Source organism: Mycobacterium leprae TN (genome assembly GCF_000195855.1).
Lineage (GTDB): Bacteria > Actinomycetota > Actinomycetes > Mycobacteriales > Mycobacteriaceae > Mycobacterium > Mycobacterium leprae.
The window spans coordinates 1,213,172-1,228,655 of the sequence record NC_002677.1; the positions used below are offsets into that span (position 1 = coordinate 1,213,172).

At 59.0% G+C, this 15,484-nt stretch carries 12 protein-coding genes and 2 pseudogenes; 9 read left to right on the forward strand and 5 right to left on the reverse strand.

Annotated elements, in window-relative coordinates; genetic code table 11:
- Positions 1 to 1,032: 1,032 nt before the first annotated feature.
- Both ML_RS05185 and ML_RS13955 read right to left on the reverse strand, forming a co-directional pair.
- A pseudogene (locus tag ML_RS05185) lies at positions 1,033 to 2,274 on the reverse strand (zinc ribbon domain-containing protein); the annotation flags it as partial.
- Positions 2,274 to 2,826, reverse strand: a pseudogene (locus ML_RS13955) (IS607 family transposase). The pseudogenes ML_RS13955 and ML_RS05185, both read right to left, overlap by 1 nt.
- 1,111 nt (positions 2,827 to 3,937) lie before the next feature.
- Between ML_RS13955 and ML_RS05190 the strand changes: the two are divergent.
- Entirely contained in the window at positions 3,938 to 5,368 is a 1,431-nt protein-coding gene (locus tag ML_RS05190; protein ID WP_010908096.1) for an acyl-CoA synthetase, read from the forward strand.
- A gap of 22 nt (positions 5,369 to 5,390) precedes the next feature.
- Here the strand turns inward: ML_RS05190 and ML_RS05195 are convergent, their stop codons facing one another.
- Positions 5,391 to 6,656, reverse strand: coding sequence for an Rv1453 family transcriptional regulator (locus ML_RS05195; protein WP_010908097.1), 1,266 nt, complete (start codon positions 6,654 to 6,656; stop codon positions 5,391 to 5,393).
- Between the two features lie 546 nt (positions 6,657 to 7,202).
- Here ML_RS05195 and ML_RS05200 point away from each other — a divergent pair.
- The 5 genes from ML_RS05200 to ML_RS05220 all read left to right on the forward strand — a co-directional run bounded on the left by ML_RS05200 (position 7,203) and on the right by ML_RS05220 (position 9,431).
- Positions 7,203 to 7,502 carry a PE family protein gene (locus ML_RS05200; RefSeq protein WP_010908098.1) on the forward strand — a complete coding sequence of 100 codons (300 nt, stop codon included), beginning with the start codon at positions 7,203 to 7,205 and terminating at the stop codon, positions 7,500 to 7,502.
- A gap of 56 nt (positions 7,503 to 7,558) precedes the next feature.
- Positions 7,559 to 8,173 (forward strand): PPE family protein, encoded by a 615-nt coding sequence (locus ML_RS05205; RefSeq protein WP_231846745.1) that lies wholly within the window; start codon positions 7,559 to 7,561, stop codon positions 8,171 to 8,173.
- Between the two features lie 88 nt (positions 8,174 to 8,261).
- The gene (locus tag ML_RS05210) at positions 8,262 to 8,564 is read left to right on the forward strand and encodes a WXG100 family type VII secretion target (protein ID WP_010908099.1); all 303 of its coding nucleotides are present in this window, start codon (positions 8,262 to 8,264) and stop codon (positions 8,562 to 8,564) included.
- 51 nt (positions 8,565 to 8,615) lie between these two features.
- The gene (locus ML_RS05215; RefSeq protein WP_010908100.1) at positions 8,616 to 8,903 is read left to right on the forward strand and encodes a WXG100 family type VII secretion target; all 288 of its coding nucleotides are present in this window, start codon (positions 8,616 to 8,618) and stop codon (positions 8,901 to 8,903) included.
- 174 nt (positions 8,904 to 9,077) lie between these two features.
- On the forward strand, positions 9,078 to 9,431 hold the full coding sequence (locus ML_RS05220; protein WP_010908101.1) for a hypothetical protein: 354 nt from the start codon (positions 9,078 to 9,080) through the stop codon (positions 9,429 to 9,431).
- Between the two features lie 90 nt (positions 9,432 to 9,521).
- Here the strand turns inward: ML_RS05220 and dapD are convergent, their stop codons facing one another.
- Positions 9,522 to 10,475, reverse strand: coding sequence for a 2,3,4,5-tetrahydropyridine-2,6-dicarboxylate N-succinyltransferase (gene dapD / locus ML_RS05225; protein WP_010908102.1), 954 nt, complete (start codon positions 10,473 to 10,475; stop codon positions 9,522 to 9,524).
- 53 nt (positions 10,476 to 10,528) lie between these two features.
- Between dapD and dapE the strand changes: the two genes are divergently transcribed.
- Entirely contained in the window at positions 10,529 to 11,593 is a 1,065-nt protein-coding gene (gene dapE, locus ML_RS05230; RefSeq protein WP_010908103.1) for a succinyl-diaminopimelate desuccinylase, read from the forward strand.
- Between the two features lie 382 nt (positions 11,594 to 11,975).
- Here dapE and ML_RS05235 read toward each other — a convergent pair whose 3' ends face one another.
- The gene (locus tag ML_RS05235; RefSeq protein ID WP_049769719.1) at positions 11,976 to 12,410 is read right to left on the reverse strand and encodes a hypothetical protein; all 435 of its coding nucleotides are present in this window, start codon (positions 12,408 to 12,410) and stop codon (positions 11,976 to 11,978) included.
- 860 nt (positions 12,411 to 13,270) lie between these two features.
- Between ML_RS05235 and ML_RS05240 the strand changes: the two genes are divergently transcribed.
- Together ML_RS05240 and ML_RS19830 are read left to right on the forward strand one after the other, a co-directional pair.
- Positions 13,271 to 13,834: an LOG family protein gene (locus ML_RS05240; protein WP_010908104.1), complete on the forward strand. Its 564-nt coding sequence runs from the start codon at positions 13,271 to 13,273 to the stop codon at positions 13,832 to 13,834.
- A gap of 1,216 nt (positions 13,835 to 15,050) precedes the next feature.
- Entirely contained in the window at positions 15,051 to 15,293 is a 243-nt protein-coding gene (locus tag ML_RS19830; protein ID WP_111481002.1) for a hypothetical protein, read from the forward strand.
- The last annotated feature ends 191 nt before the right edge of the window (positions 15,294 to 15,484 follow it).

Below are 15,484 nucleotides of genomic sequence, written 5' to 3' on the forward strand. Positions count from 1 at the left end.
GTGGGGATCGTGCGTGAGATCACCAGCAAGGGTGGGGCCCGCGTGTTTGCGGGTTGCTTTGGGGGTTGCACTGATTCGACACCAACTATGCTGGCTAAGACGCTCAATCGGGTTACTGAGCTTGTATTGCTTAGCTATGCAGTGAGCAGTGGGCCCAGTGGCTTTAAAGGCCGGCAAGGTGAGCGTTGTGGGCAGCTGCGTACGGAGATAGACATGTGTGCTGGCCAAGAAGTACAGTCCCGAACAAATTGTGGGGGTGTTGGCCCAAAACCTATCCCGACCGGCCCGAAAGATGCAGGTGTCCTATAAAACACTTCAACATCGAGTCCAAGCTCAACCAACATGTGCGCACTGGGTGGATGTTCCGCACGCTGAGGGCACAGCACGCTAAAACCGGGCACCACCATTATTCTCTAGGTATGGCCACCACCAGTGCACGTCCCGCGAAAACTACACGACCGTGTGGTGCTCTAACCTCATAGCATTGGGCGGATGATGTAATCATCGGCAAAAATTAGACCCCCAAATCGGCGCCCTGGCCGAACACAAGTAGCGGATTCGTGCAGCTGCTACACCTATCCAAGGACCACAGCACTGATGTGATCACTGCGGCCATGATCAACCACAAGACAACGCCCTACCACAGAATCGCTGTACAACCCCAGCGTGAGACCAAGACCTCGAAACGACTCTCATACCCGCATCACCACGGCATCGATACCGACCTTTGCGACCTGACGCACCGACCCGCCAATACACTGACCCACCACCCTTTACTCCACCCCCACAACGAGTCCGCGCTAACATTAACCTCAACACAACCGCCAGTAGTCACCACCCAGCGAGCCCGGTAATCGAGCAAGTAGCCGACACCGATGCGGCCAAGGTGTGCGTGCGGCTGCCCGATAATCGGACGCCTGGACGTTGCAGTGCAGTAGCTAGCAGGGGCGCTATTGGTGTCGATGTTATGTGCGGGTGGTGGGCACAACGAGGAGTTCGAGCCCGTTGCAAGTGAGTGATTTTTAGTGCTAAAGCTACTTGCACTCCGTCTCGGGGTTGTTCGGCAGCCTTGCCGGCTGCGTCTCTTCCGTGCTGCTTGGCCACTCACAGCATCAGGCCCGGTCTTACCGGTCGGCTCCACGCTTGACTACGGTCCAAACTGAGCGGACAGAGCTAGCTGTTTCCTCGTAGCGTGCGATGTTCACGGGGGTGTTGTTATCGCGTTGGTGCGTGACTTAACCGCCGTCGCATTGCCATTTTTCGTTCCAGTTGATGTCCTGCACATGCCCGCAGCCATGGCAGGTTTTCGACGACGGGAACCTTCGGTCGGTGATTATCAGTGCTGACCTGTAACCAGCACGTCTTATAGACGAGAGGCCGTAGCGGTGTGCCTAAGGCTGCTTCCGATAGGCCTCGTCTACGTGCGCGGGCGTCCTGGCAATCCCTTCTACCGTGGCATTCTTGCCGCATCTAGGCTTTCGACAACGAATCCGGACGCGACTGGGGGACCGCAGCTCATTGAGTGGCGGTGAATTCGGCACTTGCTCGAGTATTGTGCCGTCCTAGTTGGTTACCGTGGCTAGGTGCCGTCCCGATATCATATCAATGTCAACCCGTTAACCTGAGTGCGCCATCTTCAGTTGCTGCAGGCGCTGCGCGAGGACCTGCACACTCGCGTCCACCCTGATGCCATTACGGCGCACCGTGATCGCCAGCACCTGAGCCCGGTCTTTCGTAGTGAACCGTTTAACTCGGTGCGTGTTCTAGTGCGTACGGACGGTTCTGATGACTGGAAGTGCGAGGTGGCGGTGCCCAGGTTTGACGCGCATCGCTTAAGTCGTGACTGATACGCGGTCATGGTTACGTCCCTGTCTTCTTGAACCGGGGGAAGCCCGATCATTTTGCTGTCACGTTTGCCGGATCGGAAGTTTTGCCAGTTTCAGTACGCGTCGACCGTGCCGTCGATGCTGTCCGGTGTAGATCTCTTCGGAACACTCGCTCCACCATGCCGTGCCGGTATCGATGTTGACGTGCACCTCGTTCTTGAAGGTGTTGCAACGCTTCCGCAGTATCCGAAGTGTCGATGTCGCGGTCTCTACCGTGGTGGCGCCACGCCTCGATGTCGACTTTTAGGGCCGTGACGGTCCAGGTGTATGCCTTACACCGGTCACCGAAATGTCTTGCCAGCATAAGCGATTGATCGTCGGTCGGGTCCAGGGTGAATCGCCAAGCTTGCAGCACCGTCCAGTCCTCAGGAATCTCGAACTCTGCCATCATGTTACCTTGCGTTCTCCGGCGTCAGCCGCCGCAGCGATGGCCCGCTTAGCGTGGTTCTGGACAGTTCGATTGTCATACAACCGAACACACATACTGGTTCAGTATCTCGGTCATGTCCTGCGCCCGATCGTCGTCAACTTCGGACTAATCCACCACAACAAGACTAGTGGTCCTGCGTTGCCAGCGCTGCTTGGACGTAGTCCGATCTGAACCGGCAGAACCGGTCCCGATGCTCCACACGATCCAGCCCACCGTCGGATCATGCAGCAGCGCAAGAAACTTGCGCCGGTGACTGTTCAGCGTGGATCAGAACTCGGTAACGACCTTATCGACCGGGCTCTGCCGGACCGTGGTCTACGCGGTCACCTGGGCGACCTGCCGACCCAGATCAGCTTTATGATCCGCTGAAGACACCCGCGCATACACCCAGCGACCACACACGCCACCTTTGCCAGTCGGCTCATCGACAAGAATTAGCAGGCCCACTCGCTGCGCTGGTACCGGCAACAGCCTGGCTCGAAGCCAACAATACGCAGTTCCGCGCAACACCGCTGTGCATCAAGCCCGCGCTGCGAGATTCATACCCCTGTTCCTACAACACACCACTGACAACTAACGGCTACTCAGACCGCAACAGCTGACAACTCCGTGGTCTCGGTTGGCCGTTGTGGATTGGGTCCCTTACCGGGCCTGACAGCACCGCACAGGCCGCGTCGACACGGGTTAGCATAAAAGTTAAAGCCGTGTGTCACTAAACTGGTCATCAATGAGCCTGTGCAACATGCCGCACGGGCCATGCAGTCCCACACACTCCACAGTATCATTTTAGTACAGTAGTCTGTCACATGCAAAGCTTTCGGCATGGTCCTTGCTACAGTTCGCCTCATACTTGAGGGAAACATCGCCGTCGGCGACTATCGCCAGGTAGGCTTTGCCGAGTTCGGTGTTCCACAGGGGCGTGGTCTTCTAGTTGCACGACATTCCGGATGCTTGTCGGCAGATTTCCAGCCGAGGCACGGGGTTTACGCGGAAGGTCACAATATCCGTCTGATCGATGTTAACCGGCTTGGGATTGGCGCGTCGACACGCGTATCAATACCCAGCCAGCGATAGTTGCGTTCGTCGACGACCGGCCCAAACGGGATCAGTGCCGATGTGGTTTGCTTGTCGCGCCGCTGCTGAAAATGGAAGGTAGTTCGCTGCGGGTGTGCGCTAGTTTGCTGGTCCGGGCGGCTCGGTCGGTAACTTTCCCACGCTCGACTCGTATGTTCTGCTCTAGCTGCAAGCAGATTGGCATATGCTGGCTCGTCCTGAGTTCAAGGTGATGTTTCTCTACAATTTGCTGACCGGGAGCTACAAGCGGTTAGTCATGTCGTTCGTTTACGTCATCGCGTTTGCCCGCCATTGAGATTCGGGTTGAATTAGGTGAAAGTTCTGTTCCGCTGGTGGAACGGTGACCACGACCACGTCATTCCGTTTTCCCATGGGGAGCACGTCGTTTCTCGGTTGTCCGATGCCAAGCAAGTTTCACTTGCCGGGAGAAAGTCAGCTTGCTTGGCTTGGCCGAGGCGAGGAAATTCTGTGCACCTTGATGGCGATTTAGGACCGCTATTAGCGAGCGTGACTCGGTCTTGCAACTACCCCGGGTAACCTTGCTCACGTGTTGTTGGCATCACTGAATCCGTCCGTCGTTACCGCCACCGATATCGCTGACGCGGTATGTGTTGACGGCGTCGTGCTGAGCCGCAGCGGCTTGGTTGGTGCCGCAACGTCGGTGGCTGAGCGTGTCGGAGGTGCACGCCTGGTAGCGGTGCTGGCCACGCCGACGGCATCGACTGTGCTAGCGATTACTGGTTGCCTGATTGCCGGTGTGCCGGTGGTCCCGGTGCCCGCGGATATCGGTGTGGTCGAACGCCGGCATATGCTCACCGATTCTGGGGCGCAGGCCTGGCTGGGTCCGGGGCCCAGTGCGGACTCGGCGCCGGACGGGTTGCCGCATATCCCGGTTCAACTAGATGCTCGCTCCTGGAACCGCTATCCTGAGCCGTCACCTGATGCCACCGCGATGGTGATCTACACCTCGGGTACTACTGGGCCCCCTAAGGGGGTACTGTTGAGCCGGCGAGCGATCGCCGTTGATTTGGACGCGCTTGCCCAGGCCTGGCAGTGGACGGCCGATGACGTTTTGGTACATGGATTGCCGCTGTTTCACGTGCACGGCCTTGTACTCGGTTTGCTTGGATCGCTTCGGATTGGAAATCGCTTTGTACACACCGGAAAACCCACTCCGACCGCCTATGCTCAGGCTTGCTCTGAAGCCGGGGGATCTCTGTATTTCGGCGTTCCCACGGTATGGTCGCGGCTGGTGGCAGACGAGGCAGTTGCCCGGGCGTTAAGACCCGCGCGGCTACTAGTGTCTGGGAGTGCCTCATTGCCGGTTCCGGTATTTGATCGGCTAGCGCACCTCACAGGTCATCGGCCCATCGAACGGTATGGCAGCACGGAATCACTGATCACCCTGTCGACGTTGGCGGACGGTGAGCGCCGTGCGGGCTGGGTGGGATTGCCGCTGGCGGGCGTGCAGACCAGGCTGGTCGATGAGTCCGGAGGTCCAGTGCCCTACGACGGGGAAACCGTTGGGAGGCTTCAGGTTCGTAGTCCGACGATGTTCGGCGGCTATCTAAATCGACCGGAAGCGACAGCCGAGGCGTTCGACGAGGACGGTTGGTACCGTACAGGTGATGTTGCGGTCGTGGACAGTGGCGGGATGCATCGCATCGTGGGTCGCGAGTCGGTTGACCTAATCAAATTGGGCGGATACCGGATCGGCGCAGGAGAAATCGAGATGGCGCTGCTAGGACATCCGGATGTGCGGGAGGTGGCAGTTGTCGGGCTGCCTGACGAGGATTTGGGTCAACGGATCGTTGCATTCGTCGTAGGCGCAGAGGCATTAGATGCCGATGAGTTGATTAACTATGTTGCCCAACAGCTTTCGATACATAAGCGGCCGCGTGAAGTCCGCTTCGTGGACGCGCTGCCGCGCAACGCGATGGGAAAGGTCCTCAAAAAGCAGTTGCTCTTCGAGGGCTGACTGGCGCTACGACGAGTAGTGATTATGCGGGCACGCCATCGTTGCGACCGGCACGGGGGCCGGATGTGTTGGTTTGGTCGCCGCGCCACTGTAGAGCTTCAAGAGCCACGGCAATGTGGACGCTAGTGTGGTCGAGGGGTCGCGGTAGGAGTTTTTCAGCGGACTCAATCCTGCGTAGCAAGGTGTTGCGGTGAGTAAACAAACGTTTCGCCGCACGGGAGGCGTTGCACTGTTCATTGATGAATGTCAATAACGTTTGCTGCAATGCCGGACTGGCTGATTCGAAATCTCCGAGCGTACTGGTGATAAATTCTTTTGCATCTTCTGGATTTTGGGTGATCAACGAGACCAGTTGCACATCAGCAAAGAACGCGACCTGTTGGTGAGATTTCAGCCGGGCTAAGGTGCGTTGTGCGGTGAGAGCTTCCAAGTGGCTGCGCCGGAAACCTTCGATTCCAGCTGAGCTAGTCCCGATGGCAACACGCGCCTTAGATAGGTTGAGCAGCGCCTTTTGTACCTCAGGGACATCTAGGGCGAGTGCGTCGGCCAACCATACCCAGCGGGTGGCGGCGCTTGCTACCACGATCAATTGCTGGGTTGACTCGACGACGTGGCTAAATGCTTCAGCGGCCTGGTCGAGGTAGCCATGGTCGCCATCAAGGTCGTCGCTCCAGATCACGGCGGCGGTATGTGTTAGGCCGAGACGATAGCCCAAGCGCGCTTCGGCACGCTCCTGGGTGACTGGTGCGCCCTCGAGAATCAGATCGACAACTTCCAGTCGTTCGGCGTGTGTGCTGCGGGTCAGTTCGTCGCGTTCCAGTTGCATGTGCGTGGCGATGGCCTCTAGCGTGGCCGCTACGTACTCGTTGATCGATTGCGCGGATACGTTAAGTATTTCGCGCAGTTCTTGGGGGTCGGAGGTGAGTGTGAACGCGATCTCCATCCACCGTCGCCAGGCTGTGTACTGCCCGACTCTATAAATGTCGAGCGCAAGAACGTCACGCCCGCGCCGCACCAGATCCCGCGCCATGGTTAGGGGCTCAGGGCCGAGATGAGCCGGTACCGGGGCGCCAGGGTCACGTAAATTGGCGGTAGCCCAGTGCACCAGATGGGCACGGCTGGCGCGCCGAACGACCTTGGCCAGGACCGGGTCATTGGCGATGGCGGGGTTGGCTGCGAAGGTAGCGCGATCAAGTTGGTCGATCCACTCCTGGGTAGGGTTGAGCGCAATCCGTGCCCCTTCACGGATCAGTTCACGCACTCGTGGCGACGGGTGTTGCCTAGCCATGGGCTCACTGTAGGGCCGATGTATGCAGATTGACACCTTGGGTCGAGCCAAATGGGAACATTTCACCCCTGAGCCGTCGCAGCGTAACTGTCGTGTCCGGCGTAAATTCTTTGTGCCATCAATGGCGTCGATGTCGACGGTGGATAGCGGGAGCAAGTGGTCCGGAACACCAGCAATTGTGTTGAGTTTAAGCCAAGTACCACTAGGTGAACACGGGCTAGACGGATGGCTAATTCTGGGTTCTGTCTGCGGAGTGTGAGTCCGACTGATTGCCGGTCTAGTGTGCATTCTGCACCTTCGTATGGGCAAAATTGGGAAGATTGTACCACCGTCCGGGTCGATGGGGTGCACTTTGCACCTTAAACTGCGGCAACTCGGGTGGTTTTAACCTGTTATAAACTCTTAACCTGTTGTAAACGTTGCATAACGGAGATCATTAAGGCCAGTTCGTACCACCAAGCAGTCGGAAGGGAGGCGCAGGTGAGCAGGTCGCTTGAGCTTTCCCCGTGCAGTAGTCGGATTGTTTGAGTTTCGAGGAGGAACCGCATGCCCCTTTTCTTGAATGCAGAGCCACAGGCCCTGACCGCGGCAGCTAACACCTTGGAGGGCCTCAGTGCTGCCACAGTGGCAAGCAACGCCGCGGCGGCCCAGCTGACCACTGAAATTGCTCCCCCAGCTGCCGATGATGTGTCAATCTTGCTAGCACATTTTTTCAGTGGCCATGGGAGACAGTACCAGGCGCACGCCTCTCAGGGCGCGACCAATCATCAGGATCTAATCCAGAGCTTGTTGACGAGCTCGTCAGCATATGCGGGTACCGAGACTGCCAATCACGATAGTTTATAGCGGACGTCGCTAGCTGCACACGAGTGGCTACCAATGAGTAATAAGGGAGCGACGAGATGTTCGATTTCGCAGCGCTGTCGCCCGAGACCAACTCCACCCGGATGTATCTCGGCCCGGGCTCCAGCCCGATATTGACCGCTGCCGCAGCATGGGTTGTTCTGGCTAAGGAGCTGACTGCTGCAGCGCAGGGGTTGCAGTCAGCGGTCGAAGCATTACTAACAACATTTGAAGGTGAGTCAGCAGCGGCGCTGGCAGAGCGGGTCACGCCGTATGAGAAGTGGCTTACCCAGAACGCCGCAAGCGCCGAGCTGACCGCAACCCAGCTCACGGTAGCAGCGAACGCCTACGAAACAGCTTTTACAATGACGGTGCCGCCCCTGATGGTGTTCGTGAACCGCGCGCAAGCATGCCTGCTGATTATGAGCAACATTTTCGGGCAAAACTCCACCGCGATCGCGGAGAAGGAGGCCGAATACACCGAGATGTGGATCCAAGACGCGGCAGCAATGACCAGCTATCAAGCTAGTGTGCTGGAGGCAGTGGGGGCGACGAAAGCGAATCGGCGCCGCTGCTGGGGGGCGGGCTACCGATGGCACCTATGGTCCCTGGCGGAGGCAGCGGTACTGGCGGCGTCAACACTGCACTACGCCTGCAACCAAGAGCTTTCGTGATGCCCCGCAACCCCGCAGCGGGATAAAAGCTGCGAGGTTGACGTTTCATCCACAACGCAACGAAATCAATGGAAGGAAATTATAAAGGATGACAGCTGCACATTTTATGACCGACCCACAGGCGATGCGGGACATGGCGCGCAAATTTGACATGCACGCCCAGAACGTGCGAGACGAGTCCCACAAGATGTTCATGTCCTCGATGGACATCGCTGGTGCGGGCTGGAGTGGGACCGCCCAGTTGACCTCCCACGACACCATGGGGCAGATAAATCAGGCGTTTCGCCACATAGTGACCCTGCTGCAGGACGTGCGTGACCAGCTGGGTACCGCCGCCGATCGCTACGAGCACCAAGAAGAGAACTCGAGGAAAATCCTTTCTGGCAGCTAGTTGCGAAAATCGCTGCTAATCAATACTTTCAGTGCAGGAGGAGACAAAGTAATGGGAAACATTAACTACCAGTTTGGGGAGATCGACGCACATGGAGCGGCTATCCGCGCTCAAGCGGCTGCGTTGGAGACCACCCACCAGGCCATTCTAGCCACTGTGCGGGACGCCGCTGAGTTTTGGGGCGGACAAGGTTCGACTGCCCATGAAATGTTCATAGCCGACCTGGGTCGTAACTTCCAGATGATTTACGAGCAGGCCAACTCTCACGGCCAAAAGGTGCAACGCGCCAGCTCCTCCATGGCTGACACTGACCGCTCTGTCAGTTCCGCTTGGTCCTAACGTAAAACTACCTAAGAGCCGCTCGCTGTCAATGTCGACACCGGGCGGCTTTTCCGGCAGTACTGAAGATCAGGACTTCTCAGCTGCGAGAGCGCTACCTGGCCTGTAGTCCGATCAAGTTGTACTTAGGGGGATTTGTGCGGTAATGCCTGTCGGCTTGTCCGGTAGGAACAAGTGCAGAGGAGAACGAGATGGATTTCGGGGCGTTACTACGCAGAGATTAATTCGGCGAAAATGTATTTCGGCTTGGGTTCGGGCTCGATGTTGGTGGATGTCTTTCCCGCGGCTGAGGAGGTTGTCGAAGATACGGTGCTGGTACTAGTCGGTGACGAGGCCGCAGCGTTGGAGCAGTTACTGGGCCAGACGGCTGATGTGGCCGGCGCGGCCAAAAGCGGGCCTGTCCAGCCGATGGGGGATCGAGGGTCTGTCAGTCCGGTCGGACAGATGGTCCGCAGTGCGCTGCGGACTCCGACGCGCGCTTTCGCGATGCCCAGTTCCCCAGCCGCCGGATCGCTCCACTTAGGCTAAATTCATCCCCGACGGTTGGCCACTCGCTACCGTTACTTCGGATAAGTGCTGGCTGTGCATCTCGTCGGTGTCAGCGGTGGGGTCCGGCGGTTAGTTAGTGTGCAAGGCTTCGTTGAGCGTGCTCCCCCTACCGTCGCGGGCTACCACCTCGACCGCCCCTGTTACCGAATTGCGTCGGAACAACAGGTTGCTACCGCCGGAGAGCGCACGAGCCTTAACCGATTTGCCTTCTGGCGTATTGACCTTGGTGCCGGTAGTGACATATAAGCCGGCCTCAACGATGCAGTCGTCGCCCAATGAGATACCCAGACCTGAGTTGGCTCCGAGCAGACACCGCTTGCCTATGGAAATGACCTGTGTGCCACCGCCGGACAGGGTACCCATGATCGACGCTCCACCCCCGACGTGAGAGCCTTCGCCCACCACCACCCCCGCTGAGATGCGGCCCTCCACCATCGATGCGCCCAGGGTACCGGCATTGTAGTTGACAAAGCCCTCGTGCATCACGGTGGTGCCAGGCGCTAAGTGGGCGCCTAGCCGCACTCGGTCGGCGTTGGCGATGCGCACTCCGGTGGGGACGACATAGTCGACCATCCTGGGGAATTTGTCGACGCCATAGATGGTGACCGGTCCGTGGCGACGCAGCTGTGCCCGGACGGTGTCGAAACCGTCGATTGCGCAGGGTCCCCTACTAGTCCAAACCACATTGGTCAATACTCCGAACAAGCCGTCGGCGTTCAGCCCGTGCGGTGCCACCAGCCGGTGTGACAGCATATGTAACCGTAGGTAGGCGTCGTAAGCGTCGGCGGCGACTTCGTCCAATGAGCCGATGACCGTGCGGACCGCGATGGTCTCAGTGCCACGGTCGTCATCGCGGCCGGTAAGTACGGCCAGCTCGTAGGGAACGTCGGACATCGCCAGTTGCGAGGTGACGCTGGTGCCCGATTCGGTCAGTTTCGGTGCGGGAAACCAGGTGTCGAGGATCGATCCGTCGGCGGCCAGCGTCGCCAGCCCGATGCCAACCCCACCTGCAGTTCCTGTCACGGCGGTCAGGTTACTTGCTCGGCCTGGAAGACGTCATCAGTACCCTGGTCTGCGTGCTGGATTTGCGCGGGGACCCGATTGAGCTGACCGCGGCGCTCGTCGACATCCCCAGCGAGTCACGGGCTGAAGCACGCATCGCTGATGCGGTGGAGACTGCGCTGCGGGCCCAGACCGCCGGCTTCGAGATTGTTCGTAACGGCAACGCTGTGTTGGCGCGCACCTCGTTGCACCGGCCGGCGCGGGTGCTGCTAGCCGGGCACCTAGACACCGTTCCGGTGGCCGGAAACCTGCCTAGCCGCTGCGAGAAGGACGTGCTACACGGCTGCGGCACCGTGGATATGAAATCCGGTGATGCGGTTTTCCTACACTTGGCGGCCACCGTGACCGAGCCGGTGCATGACTTGACGTTGATGTTCTACGACTGTGAAGAAATCGATTCTGCAGCAAATGGTTTGGTTCGCATCGAGCGGGAGCTGCCGGAGTGGCTCGCCGCTGACGTGGCCATCCTGGGTGAGCCCACCGGCGGCTATATCGAGGCCGGCTGCCAGGGGACGCTGCGCGTTGTGATTAATGCGGCTGGATCCCGTGCGCATTCTGCACGTTCCTGGTTGGGCGACAACGCAATCCATAAACTGGGTGCTGTGCTGGACCGGTTGGCTGCATATCGGGCGCGTACCGTCGACATCGATGGATGTGTCTACCGCGAGGGTCTATCTGCTGTGCGCGTCGACGGCGGTGTGGCCGGAAATGTGATTCCCGATGCGGCCTCAGTGACAGTCAATTACCGCTTTGCTCCTGACCGTTCGGTGGCCGCGGCGTTGCGCCATGTGCACGACGTGTTCGATGGGCTCGACGTACAGATCGAGCAGACCGACGCGGCGGTGGGTGCGCTGCCTGGCCTGTCGCAGCCGGCCGCCAAGGCCTTGGTCGAGGCCGCTGACGGGCAGGTCCGTGCGAAATACGGTTGGACGGATGTGTCACGATTCGCCGCGCTGGGTGTCCCGGCGGTTAACTACGGCCCTGGTGACCCCAACCTGGCGCACCGGCACGACGAACGCGTGCCGGTCGTCCAGATCACCGCTGCTGTGGATATGTTGCGTCGATACCTCGGCGGCTGATCTTTGGCCGTCCGTGATCGGCATCTGGTAGCCGTTCGGCTACTGCGACAGCAGCCACTGAGATTATCCCGATAGCTGCCAGCTTCGCAGACACAGCCGTCAGGGCAGCAGGATCACGTGTGGCCAATGCGCGTTGTGCCATTGGCTCGACATTGTAGAAACGGCCTTGCCGCTCCGCGCACAGTGTGGCCGCGCTGGCCTCCTAGGCCACCCGCCAGATCACATTGGTCGACGGTAAGTTTTCAGCCACATTGCCGGTGATTTCGGCGGCTTTTCGACATTGCCCGCGTTCATGGCATAAGATAGCGTTAGGCGCGTAGGCCTGCATCCTTGACCTGATTGCGGATGGTTGGCAGAAATGCGGTAGTCTATCCCGGCTCCCCTAGCATAGGGAATTGTACTGGTGTCCTACAGCAGTGTTCAGGCCATCAGATCCGGTGGCGACAGTGTTGCGGGGTCGGTGTTGTTTGGCAACGCACCGGCGTTCCGGCCTCGGACTTGCCAGGGCGTTGGTTAGCGACAGTTGTGCATCCAGGCTTGGGGGTCTGGGAAGCGTTGCAGCGTCGAGCGGGTTAGTCGTTAGCCCAGTGTGAAGGTCGCTGAGTCGCAGCGTTTGCTTCGCGGCGGCGACTTCATCTAACTGCTTCGGGGCATCGCTGTCCAACACCAGGGACGCCAGCCGCGGCTGGTCACTAAGATTGTCCGACGAATGCCGCAAATGCAGCACGACCAGATCGGTGCGGCGCCATCGCGCACCGTCGGCGTCAAGCGCGGCACGCTCCCGCTCACCGAACAGCGGATGCGCTGTGTAAATCATCGGGTTGTCCGCGGGTTAGTTGCGTATTCGGGTTTCTGTTGCGCCTCATTCTTCGGTCTGCCTTACTGTGCCGTCGCCGGCGAGGGTGGTGAGGTCGGCGAGCGTCAGCGGCTCCTCGACGGCGAGGTAATCCAGTATCGTCCGCCTCGGCATAGGTAACTTGGCGATTAATTCGTCGACCTCCGCTGGCTCGGGAGGACTTTAGTCACGTCGCTGAGTGCGTCCCGCTTCAGCAGACCTTCGGTCCACAGCGCTGCACTGGTCCTAGGGGCGGCGTCAGCGCGGGTAGTCACAATCATCCGGGGCCGTGACGGTCAGCGCTAACTGTTACACCAGTGTGGTCGATAGGACGTCTAGGTCGTGGGCATCGTCGATGACAAGCAGCAGATCGCGCGCCGTCGATTCGTTTTTCGCCTCAACGATGCTCGGGCTGCTCACCATAACGCAGCTGGTTTCCCGATATGGGTGATGTCAGCCGGGTGGTTGAAGGCGCCGAACGGGACCGCACTCGGTTGGGGTGCCGATAACCTAGCGGATGACGGTGCTCGGGTGGCGACCGATGAATTGTTCAGCGGCCAAGCGGGCCAAGATGGGCTTGCCGACGCCATCGGCTCCAAGTACAACGGCACCCACCCGGAGACGATGTCGGGTGGGTGCCAGCTTGACATGGCGGAGCGGGGCGATTTGATCCCAGACTACGACAACCTCACAGAGGGGAAACATACAGCTGCCCCAAGGCGGCCGCTTGTTGAGGGATGTTCCATCGAATCGGTACTGCCGGATTTTAGTTGTGTGCGGGCCGGCTGGTTGTGTGGCTGGTGTAATGGTCCCAATGGCGTCGGGTCTACCTTTGAACGACTATGCGTTCGGATCGCGGTAAACCCAATGCGTGGGCGATTTGTGTCTTTTGCGCGGCTGGACCGATGCACCCGGAGCTGCTCGAACTGGCCGCCGAACTTGGTGAGGCGATTGCTGAGCGCGGCTGGACCCTGGTCTGGGGCGGTGGCCGCGTTTCAGCGATGGGTGCGGTGGCGTCCGCGGCGTGGACACGCGGCGGTCGGATAGTCGGCGTGATCCCGGAAATGTTGCAACGCCGCGAGATTGCCGACACCTATGTCGGTGAGCTGATCGTCACCGAAACGATGGCCGAACGTAAACAGGTCTTGGACGATCACGCTGATGCGTTCATCGTGTTGCCGGGTGGTCTGGGGACCCTCGATGAGCTATTCGAAGCATGGACCGCGGGCTATTTGGGTATGCACCGTAAACCCATCGTAATGCTGGACCCCTGGGGGCACTACGAAGGCCTTTGGGCTTGGCTGCACGGATTGATCGATAGTGGCTATGTTTCGCCGGTAGCGATGGAGCGGCTGGTGGTGGTTGACCAGGTGGATGCCGCGCTTGAGGCTTGTATGTCCGTCTGAGTTTGCTTGACAACGGAAATTTGGAGTGTAGGTCTGACCCACGGTGCTGCGCGCACAATTGAGTCAACCTGATCGATATCGTATCTGGGGTCGCTGGCATTTTGGCCGATATGCTGTTGATCATATGAGGAGTGCTGACCGGGCTTTCGGCTTGGCCGAGCTCGAAGAAGTCGATCGGCATCGTCTATCCAGCAGCGGGCAGCTCGCTCCGGTGACTGGATTTTCTTCAGATTCGCCGATCAGCTAGTGAGCTACCGCGACGGCAACGTTACCGCCAACCAGTACGCAGTAGTGGCTGGTTGCATGCGGTGTCGGCCCTCACGACGTCGTTGCGATGATGCTGCGCAACTCGTCTAATACGGTGCTGGCTGTGGTTACGTGTGGGTACCATGCGGCGGGCAATGCGCAACTATAACCAGTTGTGACGAGGTATTGGCGCCCAGCCTGGGCTTGCTCGACGCCAAGGTGTTGATCGCGGAGACCGGTTTGGTCAGCGCTGTCGCCGAATGCAGTGGCTCGAGTGGCAGCGAGCCGCTGACCATCTAGGATCCAGAGCGATTCGTCGCGACAGCTCCTGCCACGGCTTCTGCAGTGTTGGCGAAAGACATCGCCTTCGTACATTTTCCCCTGAGGGATCATCGAATTACCCAAACTGAGTGTGATGACTTACTACTGGCGGCTACGTGGGCTGGTGGCATTCGACAAGCTGGGCTTATGCTTGAAGAACTTTAACACATGGTACATCCTTTTGCAACCATACCACAAATAACGCTCTGACGGTTACGGCGGCTTCCGTGGTCGATTCGACCTTGACGTTGGCCCTGGTTGAGCTGTTTTTGGCGTTGCGGTTCTAGGAATAGACGATTGCCAGCCGGACCACGGCGTTCAATCGACATCCAGCCGGCCAAGCTGACCGACTGGCCAGCACCGGGTGCGCTTGATCGCCAGCAAGGGGCTACTACCGGAGATTTGGAACGAGTTCACCACACGTTTCGGCATTGCGCGGGTGTGTGTGTTGAGTATCGTTGCCTCTAGCGAAGGCAATACCGCTTCAATATCAATATCTTCAATGTGTACGGAACTACCGGGTTCTCGCCGGAGCCGCTGGCTGGTGTGGAGTATACTATTGACACTGGTGCTCCGCTGCGCGACGCTCTCCGGGTTGGTCACTGCTCGTTCAATTCAGGCGACGTGATGAGGCCGCACGGTATGTGACATGGCTGCGTTTGTCGACCGGCTTGGTGACGCGTTCCGCTGGAAGGGTAATAAAGTCGCCACCACACAGGTCGAAGTGGTGCTGACGTCCGACAAGTCCGTCGAGGAGTGCATGATTTTTGGTATTGAGGTTTCATGCACCGCCGGCTGCGCCGGGATGGCTGCGATCAAGCGGGGCGAAGGCGCCGAATTCGACGGCCGATTTCTGGCCCGCGCGGTGTACGGCCAGTTGTATGCCTACTAGCTGCCGCTGTTCGTGCGGGGTGGTCGAGTCGATTATGCACACCACCACGTGCAAGAGTTGCAAGGTGGAGATGCGTAAGCAAGCTTATGACCCTAAATGTAGCGGGCCCGCTGAACGTGTTGGTCTGCCGTGCCGACGGCTATTTTCCCTACACATACTACGATAGGCTAACCAGCCGAAGTGTCGTCTGT

Bases quoted from the DNA above. Each gene is read 5' to 3' on its own strand.
- ML_RS05195 (WP_010908097.1), bottom strand. From the start codon at position 6,656: ATGGCTAGGCAACACCCGTCGCCACGAGTGCGTGAACTGATCCGTGAA.
- ML_RS05200 (WP_010908098.1), top strand. From the start codon at position 7,203: ATGCCCCTTTTCTTGAATGCAGAGCCACAGGCCCTGACCGCGGCAGCT.
- ML_RS05205 (WP_231846745.1), top strand. From the start codon at position 7,559: ATGTTCGATTTCGCAGCGCTGTCGCCCGAGACCAACTCCACCCGGATG.
- ML_RS05210 (WP_010908099.1), top strand. From the start codon at position 8,262: ATGACAGCTGCACATTTTATGACCGACCCACAGGCGATGCGGGACATG.
- ML_RS05215 (WP_010908100.1), top strand. From the start codon at position 8,616: ATGGGAAACATTAACTACCAGTTTGGGGAGATCGACGCACATGGAGCG.
- ML_RS05235 (WP_049769719.1), bottom strand. From the start codon at position 12,410: ATGATTTACACAGCGCATCCGCTGTTCGGTGAGCGGGAGCGTGCCGCG.
- ML_RS05240 (WP_010908104.1), top strand. From the start codon at position 13,271: ATGCGTTCGGATCGCGGTAAACCCAATGCGTGGGCGATTTGTGTCTTT.
- ML_RS19830 (WP_111481002.1), top strand. From the start codon at position 15,051: ATGGCTGCGTTTGTCGACCGGCTTGGTGACGCGTTCCGCTGGAAGGGT.